This window comes from Chryseobacterium sp. WG14, from assembly GCF_024586945.1.
GTDB lineage: Bacteria > Bacteroidota > Bacteroidia > Flavobacteriales > Weeksellaceae > Chryseobacterium.
In genome coordinates this window covers 181,279-196,028 of sequence record NZ_JALCZD010000005.1, presented here as the reverse complement: position 1 = coordinate 196,028, position 14,750 = coordinate 181,279, and the positions used below count along the sequence as shown (strand labels likewise).

11 protein-coding genes are annotated in these 14,750 nt (G+C 36.2%); 2 read left to right on the top strand and 9 right to left on the bottom strand.

Annotation, left to right across the window (positions count from 1 at the left end; translation table 11 throughout):
- Window positions 1-128: 128 nt before the first annotated feature.
- Window positions 129-1,355: a right-handed parallel beta-helix repeat-containing protein gene (locus MP478_RS10890; RefSeq protein ID WP_257200467.1), complete on the bottom strand. Its 1,227-nt coding sequence runs from the start codon at window positions 1,353-1,355 to the stop codon at window positions 129-131.
- A gap of 303 nt (window positions 1,356-1,658) precedes the next feature.
- On the opposite strand from MP478_RS10890, the gene MP478_RS10885 reads away from it, so the two are divergent.
- Window positions 1,659-2,105: a hypothetical protein gene (locus MP478_RS10885; protein WP_257200466.1), complete on the top strand. Its 447-nt coding sequence runs from the start codon at window positions 1,659-1,661 to the stop codon at window positions 2,103-2,105.
- A 27-nt stretch (window positions 2,106-2,132) separates the two neighbouring features.
- Here MP478_RS10885 and MP478_RS10880 read toward each other — a convergent pair whose 3' ends face one another.
- From MP478_RS10880 to MP478_RS10855, 6 genes are all read right to left on the bottom strand, one after another.
- A complete protein-coding gene (locus MP478_RS10880; RefSeq protein WP_257200465.1) occupies window positions 2,133-3,665 on the bottom strand; it encodes a M20/M25/M40 family metallo-hydrolase in 1,533 nt (510 codons plus the stop codon).
- 145 nt (window positions 3,666-3,810) lie between these two features.
- A complete protein-coding gene (locus MP478_RS10875; RefSeq protein WP_257191472.1) occupies window positions 3,811-4,689 on the bottom strand; it encodes a hypothetical protein in 879 nt (292 codons plus the stop codon).
- 4 nt (window positions 4,690-4,693) lie between these two features.
- Window positions 4,694-5,509, bottom strand: a complete 816-nt coding sequence (locus MP478_RS10870; protein WP_257191471.1) for a hypothetical protein — start codon at window positions 5,507-5,509, stop codon at window positions 4,694-4,696.
- Window positions 5,503-6,753, bottom strand: a complete 1,251-nt coding sequence (locus MP478_RS10865) for a radical SAM protein (RefSeq protein ID WP_257191470.1) — start codon at window positions 6,751-6,753, stop codon at window positions 5,503-5,505. The genes MP478_RS10870 and MP478_RS10865 overlap by 7 nt, the downstream gene beginning before the upstream one ends.
- Before the next feature lie 65 nt (window positions 6,754-6,818).
- Window positions 6,819-7,052, bottom strand: a complete 234-nt coding sequence (locus MP478_RS10860) for a hypothetical protein (protein ID WP_230038730.1) — start codon at window positions 7,050-7,052, stop codon at window positions 6,819-6,821.
- A gap of 388 nt (window positions 7,053-7,440) precedes the next feature.
- A complete protein-coding gene (locus tag MP478_RS10855) occupies window positions 7,441-7,707 on the bottom strand; it encodes a hypothetical protein (RefSeq protein WP_230038728.1) in 267 nt (88 codons plus the stop codon).
- A 304-nt stretch (window positions 7,708-8,011) separates the two neighbouring features.
- Between MP478_RS10855 and MP478_RS10850 the strand changes: the two genes are divergently transcribed.
- Entirely contained in the window at window positions 8,012-9,688 is a 1,677-nt protein-coding gene (locus MP478_RS10850) for an AraC family transcriptional regulator (RefSeq protein WP_257191469.1), read from the top strand.
- Between the two features lie 433 nt (window positions 9,689-10,121).
- Here MP478_RS10850 and MP478_RS10845 read toward each other — a convergent pair whose 3' ends face one another.
- A complete protein-coding gene (locus MP478_RS10845; RefSeq protein WP_257191468.1) occupies window positions 10,122-11,579 on the bottom strand; it encodes a TolC family protein in 1,458 nt (485 codons plus the stop codon).
- Window positions 11,551-14,742, bottom strand: a complete 3,192-nt coding sequence (locus MP478_RS10840) for an efflux RND transporter permease subunit (protein ID WP_257200464.1) — start codon at window positions 14,740-14,742, stop codon at window positions 11,551-11,553. The genes MP478_RS10845 and MP478_RS10840 overlap by 29 nt, the downstream gene beginning before the upstream one ends.
- Between the last annotated feature and the right edge of the window lie 8 nt (window positions 14,743-14,750).

Below are 14,750 nucleotides of genomic sequence, written 5' to 3'. Positions count from 1 at the left end.
GACCAACATCCAGTTCTTTTCAAAACCGTTGTCAAAATAATGATCCTTTTTATCTTTTTTACAGAAAAAACCAGATCAATGATCTGGTTTACAGTTGAGAAATATTTAAATATTCTTTACATTATATATTATGGAAGGCAGATTAGCTCATCTGAAGCTGTTTCATAATAATTAGTATCTGTATAATGAATATTGGCTGTATTTCCGGTTATTAAAACAGCAGGTTTATCTCCGTTTGGAATAAATTTACCTCCATTCAAAAACCCATTTCCAACAAAGTTAAGGTAACTTTTTTCAGCCGTATTTGACAGAACAAAAACTGAAGTATAAATGCTGCTGGTCAATCTATTAAATGTATTGCCAATGAAATTCGCCGTTCCACCGCTATTTAAAGTATAATAAACATCAACACCATTAGAAGTTCCTTCAAAATAGCTGTTGATTAAGTTTAACCCAACCTTTCCATTAGCTCCTACAAATGAGGCTTCTAAGGCGTTTCCATAATTAGCTTCAAACCCGCATCCATCGAACTTCACATTATGTACACTATATAATTCTACTCCTTTAACAGCATTTGAATTAAAATGACAATTGATGAAGGTCAACAAATTGGGAGGCGTAATATTGCTCATCCCACCATAGAAACCTGTATCACCCCAATGGGTTTTTACATTTTCAAAAAGAGATGAACATGTATCCATTATTTGCATTCCTAAATTAAATTTGAATACTTCAACGTCTTTTATTGTAATTTCCATAACATTACTCACATATATGCCAACTCCTCCAGCAGCAGGACTGTTAGGAAAAGGTCTTCTGATCGTAAGACCAGAAATTGTTAAATAACTGGATCCGCCACTACTATTTGAAACAAACCGTAAACCTCCTGTTGCACCAATAGAGTTTAGAACTGTTACATTAACACCAGACCCGATGAGTTGGAATTTATTAGCCTTATCAGGATTTGCAGGCATGTCACATTGTATAGTTTTTGTTATAACAATTTCCCCGATGGGCAGCTTCAGCTTCCATCCATTCTTACCACAAAAGTCAAAAGCTTTTTGTAATGCATCGGAATCATCCGTAATCCCATCAGCTTTTACTCCAAAAAGACCGGCATTCAATTCTGAACCTGATAAAATGAGCGTATTCACATAATAATCAGTTCCCTTTTTTCTATAAATTTTTCCATCAATTAAATTTGCTTCGTTAGACGAGTTGATGGGAGTACCATTCATCCAAACGGTAACTTTTTTGTAATTGACATTTTCTTTGGTTAAGTTATCAACTAACTGCACCAAATCATCATTTGGGTAAGGACTGTTTTGGGTGAAAAAATCTTCTGTATAAATCATAATATTGTAATTTGTCTAACAAATATATATGATGAATACGACAGAACTTGACGTGTTTTTATGTAATTTTTGACCAAATCCTGCTCCTCCAAAAAAGTTTTGTTAAAATAATAAACCTTTTTATCTTCTATAGAAATGAATCAGATCACTTGTTTTGTTTTACTTTAAAAACATTTTGAATATTTTCATAATCAACGAATAATCAACTCATTGAAAAACTCTCACTAATAAAGCAAATTAGTTTTTATTTGTTTATTTTATTAAACTTTCAGATATTTGAGAAAGAGATACAAAAGAAAAACAATGAAAACAAATCTGATGAATAAGAATTTATTAACCCTATTTTTAATATTGACCATTCCTGTGCTATCAAATTCATGCACAGAGAAACAAAAAACTGACGAGAGGCAAGAGTTACCGAATAAAACCGGCAATACTGTAAATATCCAGGATTTAATTGGCAGCACTTACGAATGGAAGTATAAGGAATATACTTATCATATCACATTAACCTCAGATTCTACAGTCCATTGGAAATTAATTAAAGGGGATTATCCCGGTGCCACTGAAGAAACCGATACATATGTGTATTCTCAATTAGATAAGAATAAGATTTTCATTTCGTGGATTGAAAAAAGCGGATTGGGTATATCTGCTGTACTTGATTTTGAGACCATGAATCTTTACACCCATGGAAGTCAGGAGGGCAGTTTATATGTTAATCCCGGTAAAATAAAAAAGATAAAATAGCAATATGGCAGCCATTTGCAACAAGAATTACTTGTCATAGTTCTTCATCATAAATTCAAAGTAGTGGATCATCTTCAGGTAGTTTTCTATACTGAGGTATTCGTTGGTACTATGAAGGCTTTGCTGCTCTGAGCTATTGATTTTGATGGGCATGAACCGGTATACATTTTTACTCACAATCTCATATTTGGCAGCATCTGTACCTGCCATTGTAAGATATGGAGTAACAATAGCTCCAGGATGAATTTCTTTGATCCCAGCCTGTATCAGTTGGTATGCTTTGGTATTGGTAGGTGATATTTTTGAAGCTTCTCTTGTATTATCAATTTCTTCCACCTCAACATCAAAACCCTGTGTAACTTTTGCAATATGTTCTCTGACATCTTTTACCGTATTTCCCGGAAGGAGCCTGAAATTAACTACAAATTCAACTTCCGGAGAAAGAACATTCGTTCCGTCGCTTCCTTTCATCATCGTTAAAGCTGTAGTAGTTCGTACCAATGCATTGGTGGTATTGTTTTTAGTAAGCTGAGATAACAGTACAGGTTTTAAAAGCCATTGATTGGCAATAGCAAGCCTGCTGGTAAACGGCATAGCACCTCCGATATTATCAAAAAACTCTTTAATTAGCGGGGTAATGACAGGCTTCATCTGATCATCTTCCAGGCGCTGCATAATAACAGCAGCTTTTCCAATAGCACTTTCCATGGGAGGCATGGATGAATGCCCACCGAGCCCTTTTACCTTTATTTTTGCAGAAAGAAATCCTTTTTCAGCACATCCTACCACGGCGACATCTGAATCTATTCCAGCTACGCTTCCTTTTTGCATAATCAACCCTCCTTCATCATATACGGCATCAAACTTCAATCCTTTTTTCTTAAAATAATCAGCAATCTGAATGGCTCCTTTTTGGCCTCCTACTTCTTCATCAAAACCGAAAGCAAGGTAAATATCCCGTTGTGGAGTTTGTTTACTTTTAATCAAATTGTTCACAGACTCCATCAGAGAGAAGAGCATACCTTTCATATCTATTGCTCCTCTTCCATAAATCCTGCCATTGGCAACGACTCCTGCAAAAGGGGAATAATCCCAATCTTCAGCAACTTTTGAAACAGGAGGCAATACTTTATCATCGGGACGGAATATATTTTCTTCTTTGTTTTTCACGTCAGCGTCTCCCGGAGGAACAACGTCCATATGGGAAAGAAACAGGATAGGCTCCAGAGCAGGATTACTTCCTTTCAACCTGAATACCAATCCATATTTATTCACTTCAAAGTTCTCCGTATTCTGATACACCAGTGGATATGATATTTTCAGGTATTCTTTAAACTCATCAAAGGGTGTATAGTTGAATTCTCCCAAACTCCCGGTTGATACCGTTGGAATTTTTATTCCGTTGGAAAATCTTATTAGGGCAGAATCACTTTTTACAGGCTTCCATCCTTCTCCGGTTTCAGCTGTGTTTTTCTTAAACGGATAGGTATAAGTTTTAATAAGTAATACAGCAATAAGGATAACAAGAATACCCAAAATAATTAGAAGAACTTTTTTCATGATCAACTGATTTTGTATGATGGTTTGGTTCTATAAATATAGGAAAGTCTTTTTGCTGCAGCAATACTTCCAGTGAGATATCAGAAATCAAAGAAAATGAAAAACCAATTGTTTATGCCATTTCTAAAAACTCTAATCCCTTATTTTATGACATGGTAAAATGTCCCAGAAATACCATGGTAATATCTAAAGTCTTTGCGTCTAATGTAGAACCGTCATGAATACAATTATCCGTTGGAGCTATATAAAAATCATAGGGTTTTTGTTCTATTTTAAGTACCGGATAATCAGGAAAATATTTGAAAAAATACTCAATGATATTTTTATTGCTGATATTCTCTTTTTTTACGTCAATTTTTTTCTTCAGCATATTGTAAATCTGGATCATGGTCAGATTGATAAATAAGAAATATCTTGATTCCTGACCAAGATTGATAGTGAGACGATTACCATGTTTGTGAGATGATCCGATCGTCATTTTCCTGTCGGAAGAATCTTTGTGAAGACCGATGAACCTCATCTGATGGGGCTGATATCCTTCCGGCAGATTTCTTCTGTCTACCGAAGTAGTCTCACAGTTAGGATAACCGGCTGCAATGCAGTGAAAAGAGTAATCCGCGGAAAGGTTTTGTAAAAAATCATTTAATCCTTCATTCAGCTGTGCTACGATTTCTTTGTTATTGTAAAAGCATTCAAGAACTTCCTTTTCACTGGTAGCAACATGAAGGTTAAGCTGCTTACATAAATTTTGCAGCTTTGCAGGAATTTTTCCGATCGCAGCAGTATTATAATCCTTTAGAAAGCGGGTCGTCCGAATCCTGGATACAATTGCCCCCTCTACTTTTTTCCAATCCCTTTTGGGAAGATAAGCTTCGTCTTCATATTGTGGTTCGAAGTCTGCCTCTCCAAATAAAACTTTTGTGGGTTGTCTGTATTTACCGGAATGGCTGCCGGTATTAATTGTTACGGTTTCTTCAAATTCCTTATCCTTACAAAAAATCTTTATGCCGCTTTTTACTTCCATAATATTAATAGTTATCAAATTTTCCTGTGTAAACAATGGTGATATCAAATTCTTTATTTCCTAATGTACTTCCGTCATGAATAAAATTATCCGTGGGGGCAATGTAATACTGATAAGGCTTTATTTCTAATCTGATTACAGGATAATCGGGAAAATCATTTAAGAAATTTTCTACAATATTTTCTGTGGTAATTTTTCTTCTGTGATATAGTTTATAAATTTGTCTTAAACTCAGGTTGATATAGTATAGGTAACGGGATTCGCTACTGATATTAATCGATATCCTGTTATCCGATTTATAAGCAGTGTGAGGAGTAAACTTCCTGCTTTCATCAATATGCAGACCTGTATATCGGATATATTCTTTATTTATAAAATGAAAAGTGGTCGTTTCTCTGTTAGGCTGGGCTTTGGCAATACGATGGAATTTATAATGCTGAACCGAAGATTTATTTTTCAAAAACTCATCCAGTTCTTTATTGATCTTAATAACCAGTTCTTCGTTCTCCTGAAATTTGGGTTCAATATCAAACAGACTTTTACATTCTGATAATTGTAGCTTTTTAATAAGATTAATTACTTTTTGAGGAATTATTCCAATAGAAACTGATTTGGACAGCGGATTAAAATGATCATTGGTCATGATAATACTGTGCTCTTTTGGAGTAAGTGGTCTCCAGCTTTTTTTGGGAATAAAAGCATTACCGGAGTATTCAACAGTTGTAATATGCTCTGCCGATTCAGTACCGGTATTGATTAAGATCTGCTGTCCGATATTATCAATCCCGCTATTGTATAATTGAAGTCCTTTTCTTAACATACTAAACTAAATGATTTTAATTTGTTTTTTATTTCATCATGAGCTTTTATAAGTGATTCTTCTTTTAGCTCTTCTACGATTTCTTCATAATGAGCCTCGCTTGCATCCAAAGAAGCATAGACTTCTTCCGGAAGGCTGTTTACGATATCATTTTGAATATGAGAAACCAGTTTTATCATATCATGGCAATAAATGGTAGGGTTATCAAAGCCCTCTTCATTAGAATAGCGGTTCCCCAGGAATCCACCGCCACATATATCATATATCGGGCAGCTCAGGCATATATCGTTAACCATATTATGACTGTGAAAGAAAACCTCAAATAACGGATCATTATTCAGGTCATCAATAGAATGGGTATGAATATTGAGATCGTTTCTTGTTATCCCTTCATAGCAGGCCCGGATAGAATCCGACACTTCCAGTGCTCCGTTTGTTTCCAAAACAGCAACACCGTTGTTCAGTCTTCCCACCATCTGATCTCCTGTCTGCTCTCCCATGATCAGTTCAATCAATGTCCGGAAAAACCGGATCATAGGTCTGTCGCTATCCATTTTCCATATTTCGAAAATTTCAATCAGCCAGTCAGCATAGGGAGTATGATGCAATGTATTTACTTTTAATTTTTCGAAACTATCGGGTAAATTATCATAATGGCCATCCGGTAATAACAGATTAAAACTTGGTACTCCTAAATTTTTCACTTCCTGATAAAATTCTGAGGGAGAGATATTCAGATTAACAACGGACAGGATATTACTCATCCCATATTGTTTTCCAAGCTCAATAGCCTTTACTACTTTTTCATATGATCCTTTTCCATTATGAAATACACGGTATCTGTCATGATGCTCTTTGGGGCCGTCCATGCTGATTCCTATCCGTATATTAAGTTTTTTAAACAGTTTATACCATTCATGGGTAAGGCTTACACCGTTTGTCTGCATTGCAAAGCCAAAATTCACATCTTTAACAACAGTTGTAAAAATTTCGATGGCCTGTTTATAATTTTCTTTACCCCACAACAGAGGTTCCCCGCCATGAAATACAATCTGGACATATTTTGCCTGTTTTTCCGTGCAATATGCATGTAGTTTTTGGGCAAAAACTGTAATTGTTTCCATAGACATGAATTTAGGCTGAGAGAGATAGGTTTTATCACCCAGATTATACATGTAACAGTAAGAACAGTTGAGGTTACATCTACTTGCAACCTTTAAAACAAATGAGACAATATTTTCCATACATTTTATTTAAAAGAAACTCTCCATTAGCCGGTTTGTAGCTAATGGAGAATAGTAAAGAGTCCTTATACTCTTAAAAATGGATCATATTTACTGTAAGCAGCAGATCCGCCGCCACCTTCAATGGCTACATTGCAGTTATCAGTTCCCGTTCCAATTCCGGTTCCGGGATTGATGATACCAATTCCTCCGAAAACAGCTTTGTACAGATCCATCTTCTCTGTACCTGAAGATTTAATAGTCTCCTTTAAAATGCTTTTGTGCTCTAAGTTTGAAACTAGTTTAACTCTTTTTTTCATAAAAAAAATTTAAGATTAATAAAATACCATCAGTAAGGACATGGCAATCGCCCCTCATTTATAAAATGAGCAATTATTATAGTGTTTGTTTTGGTTATGATGCTGCTGATTGTATAACCAGCGTAACGTTGTATATCTGTTGATTAATTTGTTCAACAATTCCCCCTCATTGTAAGGGTCATTTTGATTGGCAATTTCACATTAGATAACAAGGTCCGGATAAGTAACCTTATTGACGTTTAAAAGAATTTTAAAGACTGTTGTAAACGGTTTGTATGAGTAATTAATTCTGTCATTTTTTGTATATAAAAACAAGAAAAAATAACCCCAAACAAAAGAAAGGGTAGAAATAGGTAATTCATCGTATAGTTATTAGTTTTTTTTAAGCTTACTGAACTTTTACTGGGGGAATTGGCGGAGATTTTGGTCCTCCATCATAAGCAGCCTCCGTTGAGGTTTCCCAAGTATTTTTCATAATTAAAGTGTCTGTCTCACTTACAGGACCTCCTCTCTGTAATTTTTCAGAATTGCTTGTTGGCTTCATTTTTGCAGTTGGTGCAGAGAGGTCCTGATCATCATCCTGTCTACATGAAACAGCTAACAATGCAATAGCAGATGCGTATAATACGCTTAATAGAAATATCCTTTTTGTCATAACAGTTTTTTTATACAATTTATGTAATCTAAGTGGCCGAAACTACAAATTAAATAATCAACAAGAGTCATTTCTTAAAAAAAATTTATTAAATCATAAAAAAATCAATCAAACAATTATGTTAAGTATTTAAATATCAATGTTTTACTTTTTTATGTTTTTAAAAGATTAATCACTATTTTTGTTAGAGTTTTTTTTGTGATTTTTGTAATTTTCTAGAATGAAAAAAATATATTTTCTACCACTTTTTCAATTATGCTTACTACTGAGTATTTTTTGCTCTTCATTAATGGAAGGACAAAAAATGGAAAAAGCGAAAGATTCGCTCAGTGATGAAGAAAAATGGAAAAAAATTTCACTACAAATAAAGAATTCCAAAAAAAATAAAGAATTTAAGAAACTTTATGATGCTTATGAAAATGCGGCTTTAATGGGAGCAAAAAATCAGAAAAACTATTTAGATAGTCTTTTGATTACCGCAAAACAGCTGAAAGACGACAAGCTTATTGGTGAAGCTTATATGTGGCTGGGCATGAATGGTGAAAGTATAGAAAACTACCCTGAAGCGCTAGATAACTATATCAATGCATATGGTATGCTTTCAAAAACCAATAATCAGCTGGCTATCAACAAATCGATTACCTTTCTGGCAAGGGTTAAATTGTATATGGGTGATTATGATGGAGCCTACAACCTTCTAAAACCTGCCTTAAAAAACCTAAAATCAATAAACACAGAAGAATCCCATTTATATTTTACTTATGGACAGCTTGCTCTTATTGAAACCAATTGGTATCTGAAAAGAGACGATAACAGCGCTTTGGTAAAAGAAGGAATGGATTTTATCAAAAATACCAATCAATCGGGGTATTATCCTTATTTCCTTGCAGCGGAAGGTGTTGATCAATATTACAATAAAAATTATAGTGAAGCGATCAAAAAAATAACTGCTGCAGAAAAGCTATACACAGACCAATTTCAGCACTTAACAGATAAGCTCTATCTTGCCCTTAGCTATTGGGAACAGGGGAATACCAAGCAGGCCTATACTTTTTTGCAACAGATAGATGATGCTTATGATAAAACAGGGAAAATAGACCCAAAATTCAGATCTGCGTTTGAGATGCTGATCAAGTACTATGAGAAAACCGGCGATAAAGACAAAGAGCTGGAATACGTAAAGAAATTATTATCAATTGATGCCAAATATGAGAAGGACTACAAACTATTGTTTTCCACTATGCACAAAGAGTTTGATAATAAAAAACTAATCGAAACCAAAACAATATTAGAAAACAGGATAAAAAAAGGTAAGATTATCTATAAGATCAGTATTGCTATTGGTATTGGACTGATTATTTTCCTGATATCTATTATCTATAAAGGAATTCAGAAAAGAAATAAATACCAGAAACTCTACAAAGAGTTTATCAGTATCAAAAGCAGTGAGGATTTAGATGAAGAACTGCCTGATGAAGATCCCGTGGCTGCAGAAGTCATAGATGCTTATGATATGGATTCCGATGCTGATAATGAACCGGATATCCTGGATGATATTGATGATATTGACATTAATCCGAAACTTGTGGATAATGTTCTTAAAGAGCTTGATCTGTTTGAAAAGAATAAAGACTTTTTAAAGAAAAAAGTAAATCTGGAAAGTCTTTCTTTACAGTGCGGAACCAATACCGCCTATCTATCCAAAATTATCAACCATTATAAAAAGCAAAATTTCAAAACCTATCTCAATGATTTAAGGCTTAATTATGTTATGAATCTTTGGCGGGGAAGTAAAAAGAGCAGAAGATACTCTATACAGGATATTGCAAGTAAAGCAGGATTCAGCAATTCGCAAAGCTTTTCAAAAAAATTTCAAGAAAAATTCGGGGTTTCCCCTTCATTTTTCTTGAAAAAGCTTAATTCCAATAAAGAATTGGAAAGCGATATAATCGCTACGGATAATGAATTAAAAAATGATTAATATGTTGTTAATGTAAACTGTGTCCTTATTTTAAAATGGTTCTATTTCCCTTATGGGTTTTACCATCTGCTCTAACGCTGAAGCTAAATTAGTTATTATCCTGAAATAATACCAAAACAGGAAGGCTACAGAGGGTTGAAAACTTAAAAAAGAAGACCCAAAAACTTAAAAAACTTAAAAAAACACATCATCTTCCCTACTGATTTACAACATAATAAGATTTTATAAAGTAAGTTTTGAATCATATTTATTTTAATAATAGAAAGCAGAGATAAAAGCACCTGAATCTCTCATTTAAAACATGAATTTTCAATTTATCCAAGATATACATTGTCAAAATACCTGTAAAATCATCACCTCAAAACACAAAAAGGGCCAATTCAAAAAAGAATTGACCCCCAAACATTAACTGTTTACTGAATTATGATATTTTTTATTTCCAGCCTCCACCTAGGCTTTTATAGATATCTACTACTGTACTCAGCTGTTTCTGCTTAGCTTCAATCAGCTCCATTTTAGCATCCAATGCGTCTCTTTGGTTCAAAAGAACTTCAAGATAATCTGCTCTGGAGTTGCGGAATAATTGGTTGGCGATATCTATGGACTGATCCAGAGCTTTTGTCTCCTGGGATTTTAATTGATAATACTGATCTATATTCTTGATTCTGGACATCATATTGGCAACATCCAGATAAGCATTTAAAATCGTCTTATCATACTCATACAATGCCTGAACCTGTCTTGCATCAGCGGTTTGGAAGTTGGCCTTGATAGCACTCTTATTGATCAGGGGGCCAGCCATCTCTCCAACAAGGTTATAGGCAATGGATTCCGGCATTTTAACCAAATAGGAAGGTTTAAAGGCTTCCAATCCTAAGGTTGCGGATATTTCCAGTGAAGGATAAAACTCTTTTCTTGCCGCTTCCACATCTAATTTTGAAGATTTCAATTCCAATTCTGCACGTTTGATATCCGGACGATTAGCAAGCAATTGTGACGGAATGCCGGTATAAACTGTCTGCGGAATGGTAGACATAAAACTTTCTTTTGTTCTTACAATCGGCTGTGGGTACCTTCCCAACAAAGCATTGATACCGTTTTCCTTCTCAGTAATTTGCTGACGGATTGTGTATTCTGCAGCTTTTGACTTGGCCAGTTCAGCTTCAAATTTCTTCACCGCCAGTTCTGTTGCCGCAGCAGCTTCCTTCTGGATCTTAGAGATTTCCAAAGCTTTTTGCTGAAGTTTGATATACTGCTGTATGATATCCAGCTGATTATCAAGAGCCAGCAATTCATAGTAACTATCTGCGACTTCTTCTATAAGATTGGATAATACAAAATTTTTCCCTTCCACTGTGGAAAGGTAATGAGCGACAGCTGATTCTTTCTCCGTTCTGAGCTTTTTCCAGATATCAATCTCCCAGTTCGCCATTAATCCTCCTTCAAAATTCCCCAATGGATCCGGCATTTCTCTTCCCGGTTCTATTTCCGTAGTAGCATCCCCTGCCCCTTCACTGGTATAGCGCCCTGCTTTTTTCAGCCCTGCACCTATACCGGCAGAAACAGTGGGGCTCAGTTTTCCTTTTTTAGCCAACACTCCACTCTTAGCAATTTCAATCTCCTGAAGCGTAATCAGAAGTTCCTGATTGTTCTTTAGAGAAATTTCAATCAGGCTTACAAGGTTAGGATCAGTGAAGAATTGCCTCCAGGGTGTTGTTCCGCTGTTATTATTGGCGTCCTGCTGTTCTTCCTGGTTAAAATTCTGAGGTATATTCTCTTTAACCTCATCTTTTATGACTGTCGCCATCGGAGCTTTACAGCTTGCCAGAACAAGAGATAAAGCAATGGCTGTGATTATATTTTTAGTCTTCAAATTTTCCATCATGTTCATAAGGTTCAGTTTGTTCTGTTAAAGGATTTTCTTCTTCATATTTTGCCAGTCTCGATTTATCAGCAATCGTTCCGAAAATATAATATAGCCCCGGAATAATCATCAATCCGAAAATGGTTCCTATCAGCATTCCTCCTGCTGCTGCCGTTCCAATCGTTCGGTTACCCACTGCACCCGGTCCGGTTGCAACTACTAATGGAATTAACCCGGCAACGAATGCAAATGAGGTCATTAAGATAGGGCGGAAACGGATCGCTGCACCTTCAATAGCCGCTTTTGCCACAGGAATACCTTCTTCAGCTTTCTTCTGTACTGCAAATTCTACAATCAGTACCGCATTTTTACCCAGAAGCCCGATAAGCATTACCATGGCTACCTGTGCATAGATATTGTTTTCCAATCCTAAAAGCTTTAAGCACAGGAATGCCCCGAAAATACCTACCGGAAGAGATAGAATCACCGGTAAAGGAAGAATGAAGCTTTCATATTGCGCCGAAAGAATCAAATAAACGAATCCTAAACACACAAGGAAGATAAATACAGCTTCATTTCCACGGCTTACTTCATCTTTGGAAATCCCAGCCCAGTCTATACCAAAACCTCTGGGAAGGGTTTTATCTGCAACTTCCTGAATGGCTTTAATAGCCTGCCCACTGCTATATCCAGCAGCCGGAGTTCCACTTACCTCTGCCGAGTTATACATATTATGTCTTGTAATTTCAGATAAACCATACACTTTTTCAAGTCTCATAAAATCCGAATACGGTACCATCTGGTCTTTATCATTTTTAACATATAATTTCAACAGATCTGTTGGCAGTGCACGATACTGAGGCCCTGCCTGTACAATTACCTTATAAGGCCTGTCGAAACGGATAAAACTTGTCTCATAGTTGGAACCGATAAGGGTTGATAAATTATCCATCGCTTTTTCAATGGTCACTCCTTTCTGTTCCGCAAGGTCATTATCTATTCTAAGCATATATTGTGGGAAACTCGCAGAATAAAACGTAAATGCCGATCCAAGTTCAGGACGTTTTTTAAGCTCTTTTACAAAATCATTACTTACCTGTTCCATTTTATGATAATCCCCACTTCCTGCCTTATCCAGCAAACGGAGCTCAAAACCTCCTGCCGCACCATAACCCGGCACTGAAGGTGGTTGGAAGAATTCAATATTGGCTCCCGGAATATTTTTAGCCTTTTCTTCAAGTTTCTCAATAATTTCAGAGGCCGATTCTTTACGTTCTTCCCAGCTTTTAAGGTTGATCAGACAAGTTCCCGAGTTAGATCCCGTTCCTTCGGTCAGAATTTCATATCCTGCCAGCGACGAAACAGACTGTACCCCATCAATATCTTCTGATTCTCTTAAAAGCTCTTTTGCAATCTGATTGGTTCTTTCCAATGTAGATCCCGGAGGAGTCTGGATAATTGCATAAATCATTCCCTGATCTTCCGCGGGAATAAATCCTGAAGGAAGAGAGTTGCTGAGAAAATAAGTACAGGCACAAAAAGCCAGCAATAATGGTAACGTAATTGTTTTTTTCGTAACCGTTTTATTAAGCATCTTCTCATATTTTCCGGCCCCTTTTGTGAAAATACTGTTGAATTTATCCAGGAAAATGGAAATAGGAGTTTTCTTTTTAGCTTTTCCGTGGTTATTTCTCAGAATTAATGCACATAATGCAGGAGTAAGGGTAAGCGCTACAATCCCGGATAAAATAATGGACGATGCCATGGTAATAGAGAACTGGCGATAAAATACTCCAACCGGTCCGGACATAAATGCAATCGGGATGAATACGGATGCCATTACCAACGTTATGGCGATAATAGCACCACTGATCTCATGCATCGCTTCTTCAGTTGCTTTTAAAGGAGAAAGGTGTTTTTCTTCCATCTTGGCATGGACAGCCTCAATCACTACAATGGCATCATCTACTACAACCCCAATTGCCATTACCAGGGCAAAGAGTGAGATCATATTCAGTGTAATTCCAAAGGCAGACATTACGGCAAATGTTCCTACTAATGAAACCGGAACCGCCAATGCAGGAATAAGCGTTGAGCGCCAGTCTCCAAGGAATAGAAATACAACAATGGCTACCAGTATAAATGCTTCAAACAGGGTATGTATCACTTTTTCCATAGAAGCATCCAGGAACCTGGAAACATCATAACTGATATCATAGTGCATTCCTTTTGGAAAGTTATTCTTTTCAAGATCTTTCATCAGTGTTTTTACATTTTTGATAACGTCACTTGCATTAGATCCATAGGACTGCTTTACAGTAATTGCTGCAGAAGGTTTTCCATTCAATGTAGAATAAATATCATACATGGAACTTCCAAACTCAATATCTGCGACATCTTTTAGCCTTACTGATTCTCCATCAGACTTCGCCTTAAGAATAATATTTCCGTAATCTTTTTCATTATTAAAACGTCCCGGATATTTTAACACATATTCAAAAGACTGAGAACGTTTTCCTGAGCTTTCTCCTGTTTTTCCGGGAGAAGCTTCTAAGCTCTGCTCATTCAGTGATTCCATCACTTCATCCGCTGAAATATTATAAGCGGTAAGCCTATCCGGTTTAAGCCAGATACGCATTGCATATTCACGGGTTCCCAGGATATCGGCAAAACCTACTCCACTTACCCTTCTCAACTCAGACATTACATTGATATCTGCGTAGTTGAAAAGGAATTTCTGGTCAGCTTTGGGATCATCACTGTACAGGTTAATGTACATCAGCATATTGGGTTCTTCACGGGTAATTTTCACTCCTTCACGCACTACCAGCGGAGGTAATTTGTTCACTACCGAAGATACCCTGTTTTGAACGTTGACTGCAGCAACATTGGGATCTGTACCGAGGTCAAATACAATCTGAATAGAGGCTTCCCCATCATTTCCGGCATCCGAGGTCATATATTTCATACCTGGAACACCATTCAATCCTCTTTCCAACGGAATCACTACAGATTTGATCAATAGTTCGTTGTTGGCTCCCGGGTACTCTGCCGTAATATTTACTTTAGGCGGTGAAATGGAAGGAAACTGCGTCACAGGAAGCTTCACTAGGGACAAGATCCCTAAAAATACTATAATCAATGAGATTACAATAGACAGAACAGGTCTGCGAATGAATTTCTTAAACATACTTCTTC

Bases quoted from the DNA above. Each gene is read 5' to 3' on its own strand.
- MP478_RS10890 (WP_257200467.1), bottom strand. From the start codon at position 1,355: ATGATTTATACAGAAGATTTTTTCACCCAAAACAGTCCTTACCCAAAT.
- MP478_RS10885 (WP_257200466.1), top strand. From the start codon at position 1,659: ATGAAAACAAATCTGATGAATAAGAATTTATTAACCCTATTTTTAATA.
- MP478_RS10880 (WP_257200465.1), bottom strand. From the start codon at position 3,665: ATGAAAAAAGTTCTTCTAATTATTTTGGGTATTCTTGTTATCCTTATT.
- MP478_RS10875 (WP_257191472.1), bottom strand. From the start codon at position 4,689: ATGGAAGTAAAAAGCGGCATAAAGATTTTTTGTAAGGATAAGGAATTT.
- MP478_RS10870 (WP_257191471.1), bottom strand. From the start codon at position 5,509: ATGTTAAGAAAAGGACTTCAATTATACAATAGCGGGATTGATAATATC.
- MP478_RS10865 (WP_257191470.1), bottom strand. From the start codon at position 6,753: ATGGAAAATATTGTCTCATTTGTTTTAAAGGTTGCAAGTAGATGTAAC.
- MP478_RS10860 (WP_230038730.1), bottom strand. From the start codon at position 7,052: ATGAAAAAAAGAGTTAAACTAGTTTCAAACTTAGAGCACAAAAGCATT.
- MP478_RS10855 (WP_230038728.1), bottom strand. From the start codon at position 7,707: ATGACAAAAAGGATATTTCTATTAAGCGTATTATACGCATCTGCTATT.
- MP478_RS10850 (WP_257191469.1), top strand. From the start codon at position 8,012: ATGGAAAAAGCGAAAGATTCGCTCAGTGATGAAGAAAAATGGAAAAAA.
- MP478_RS10845 (WP_257191468.1), bottom strand. From the start codon at position 11,579: ATGAACATGATGGAAAATTTGAAGACTAAAAATATAATCACAGCCATT.
- MP478_RS10840 (WP_257200464.1), bottom strand. From the start codon at position 14,742: ATGTTTAAGAAATTCATTCGCAGACCTGTTCTGTCTATTGTAATCTCA.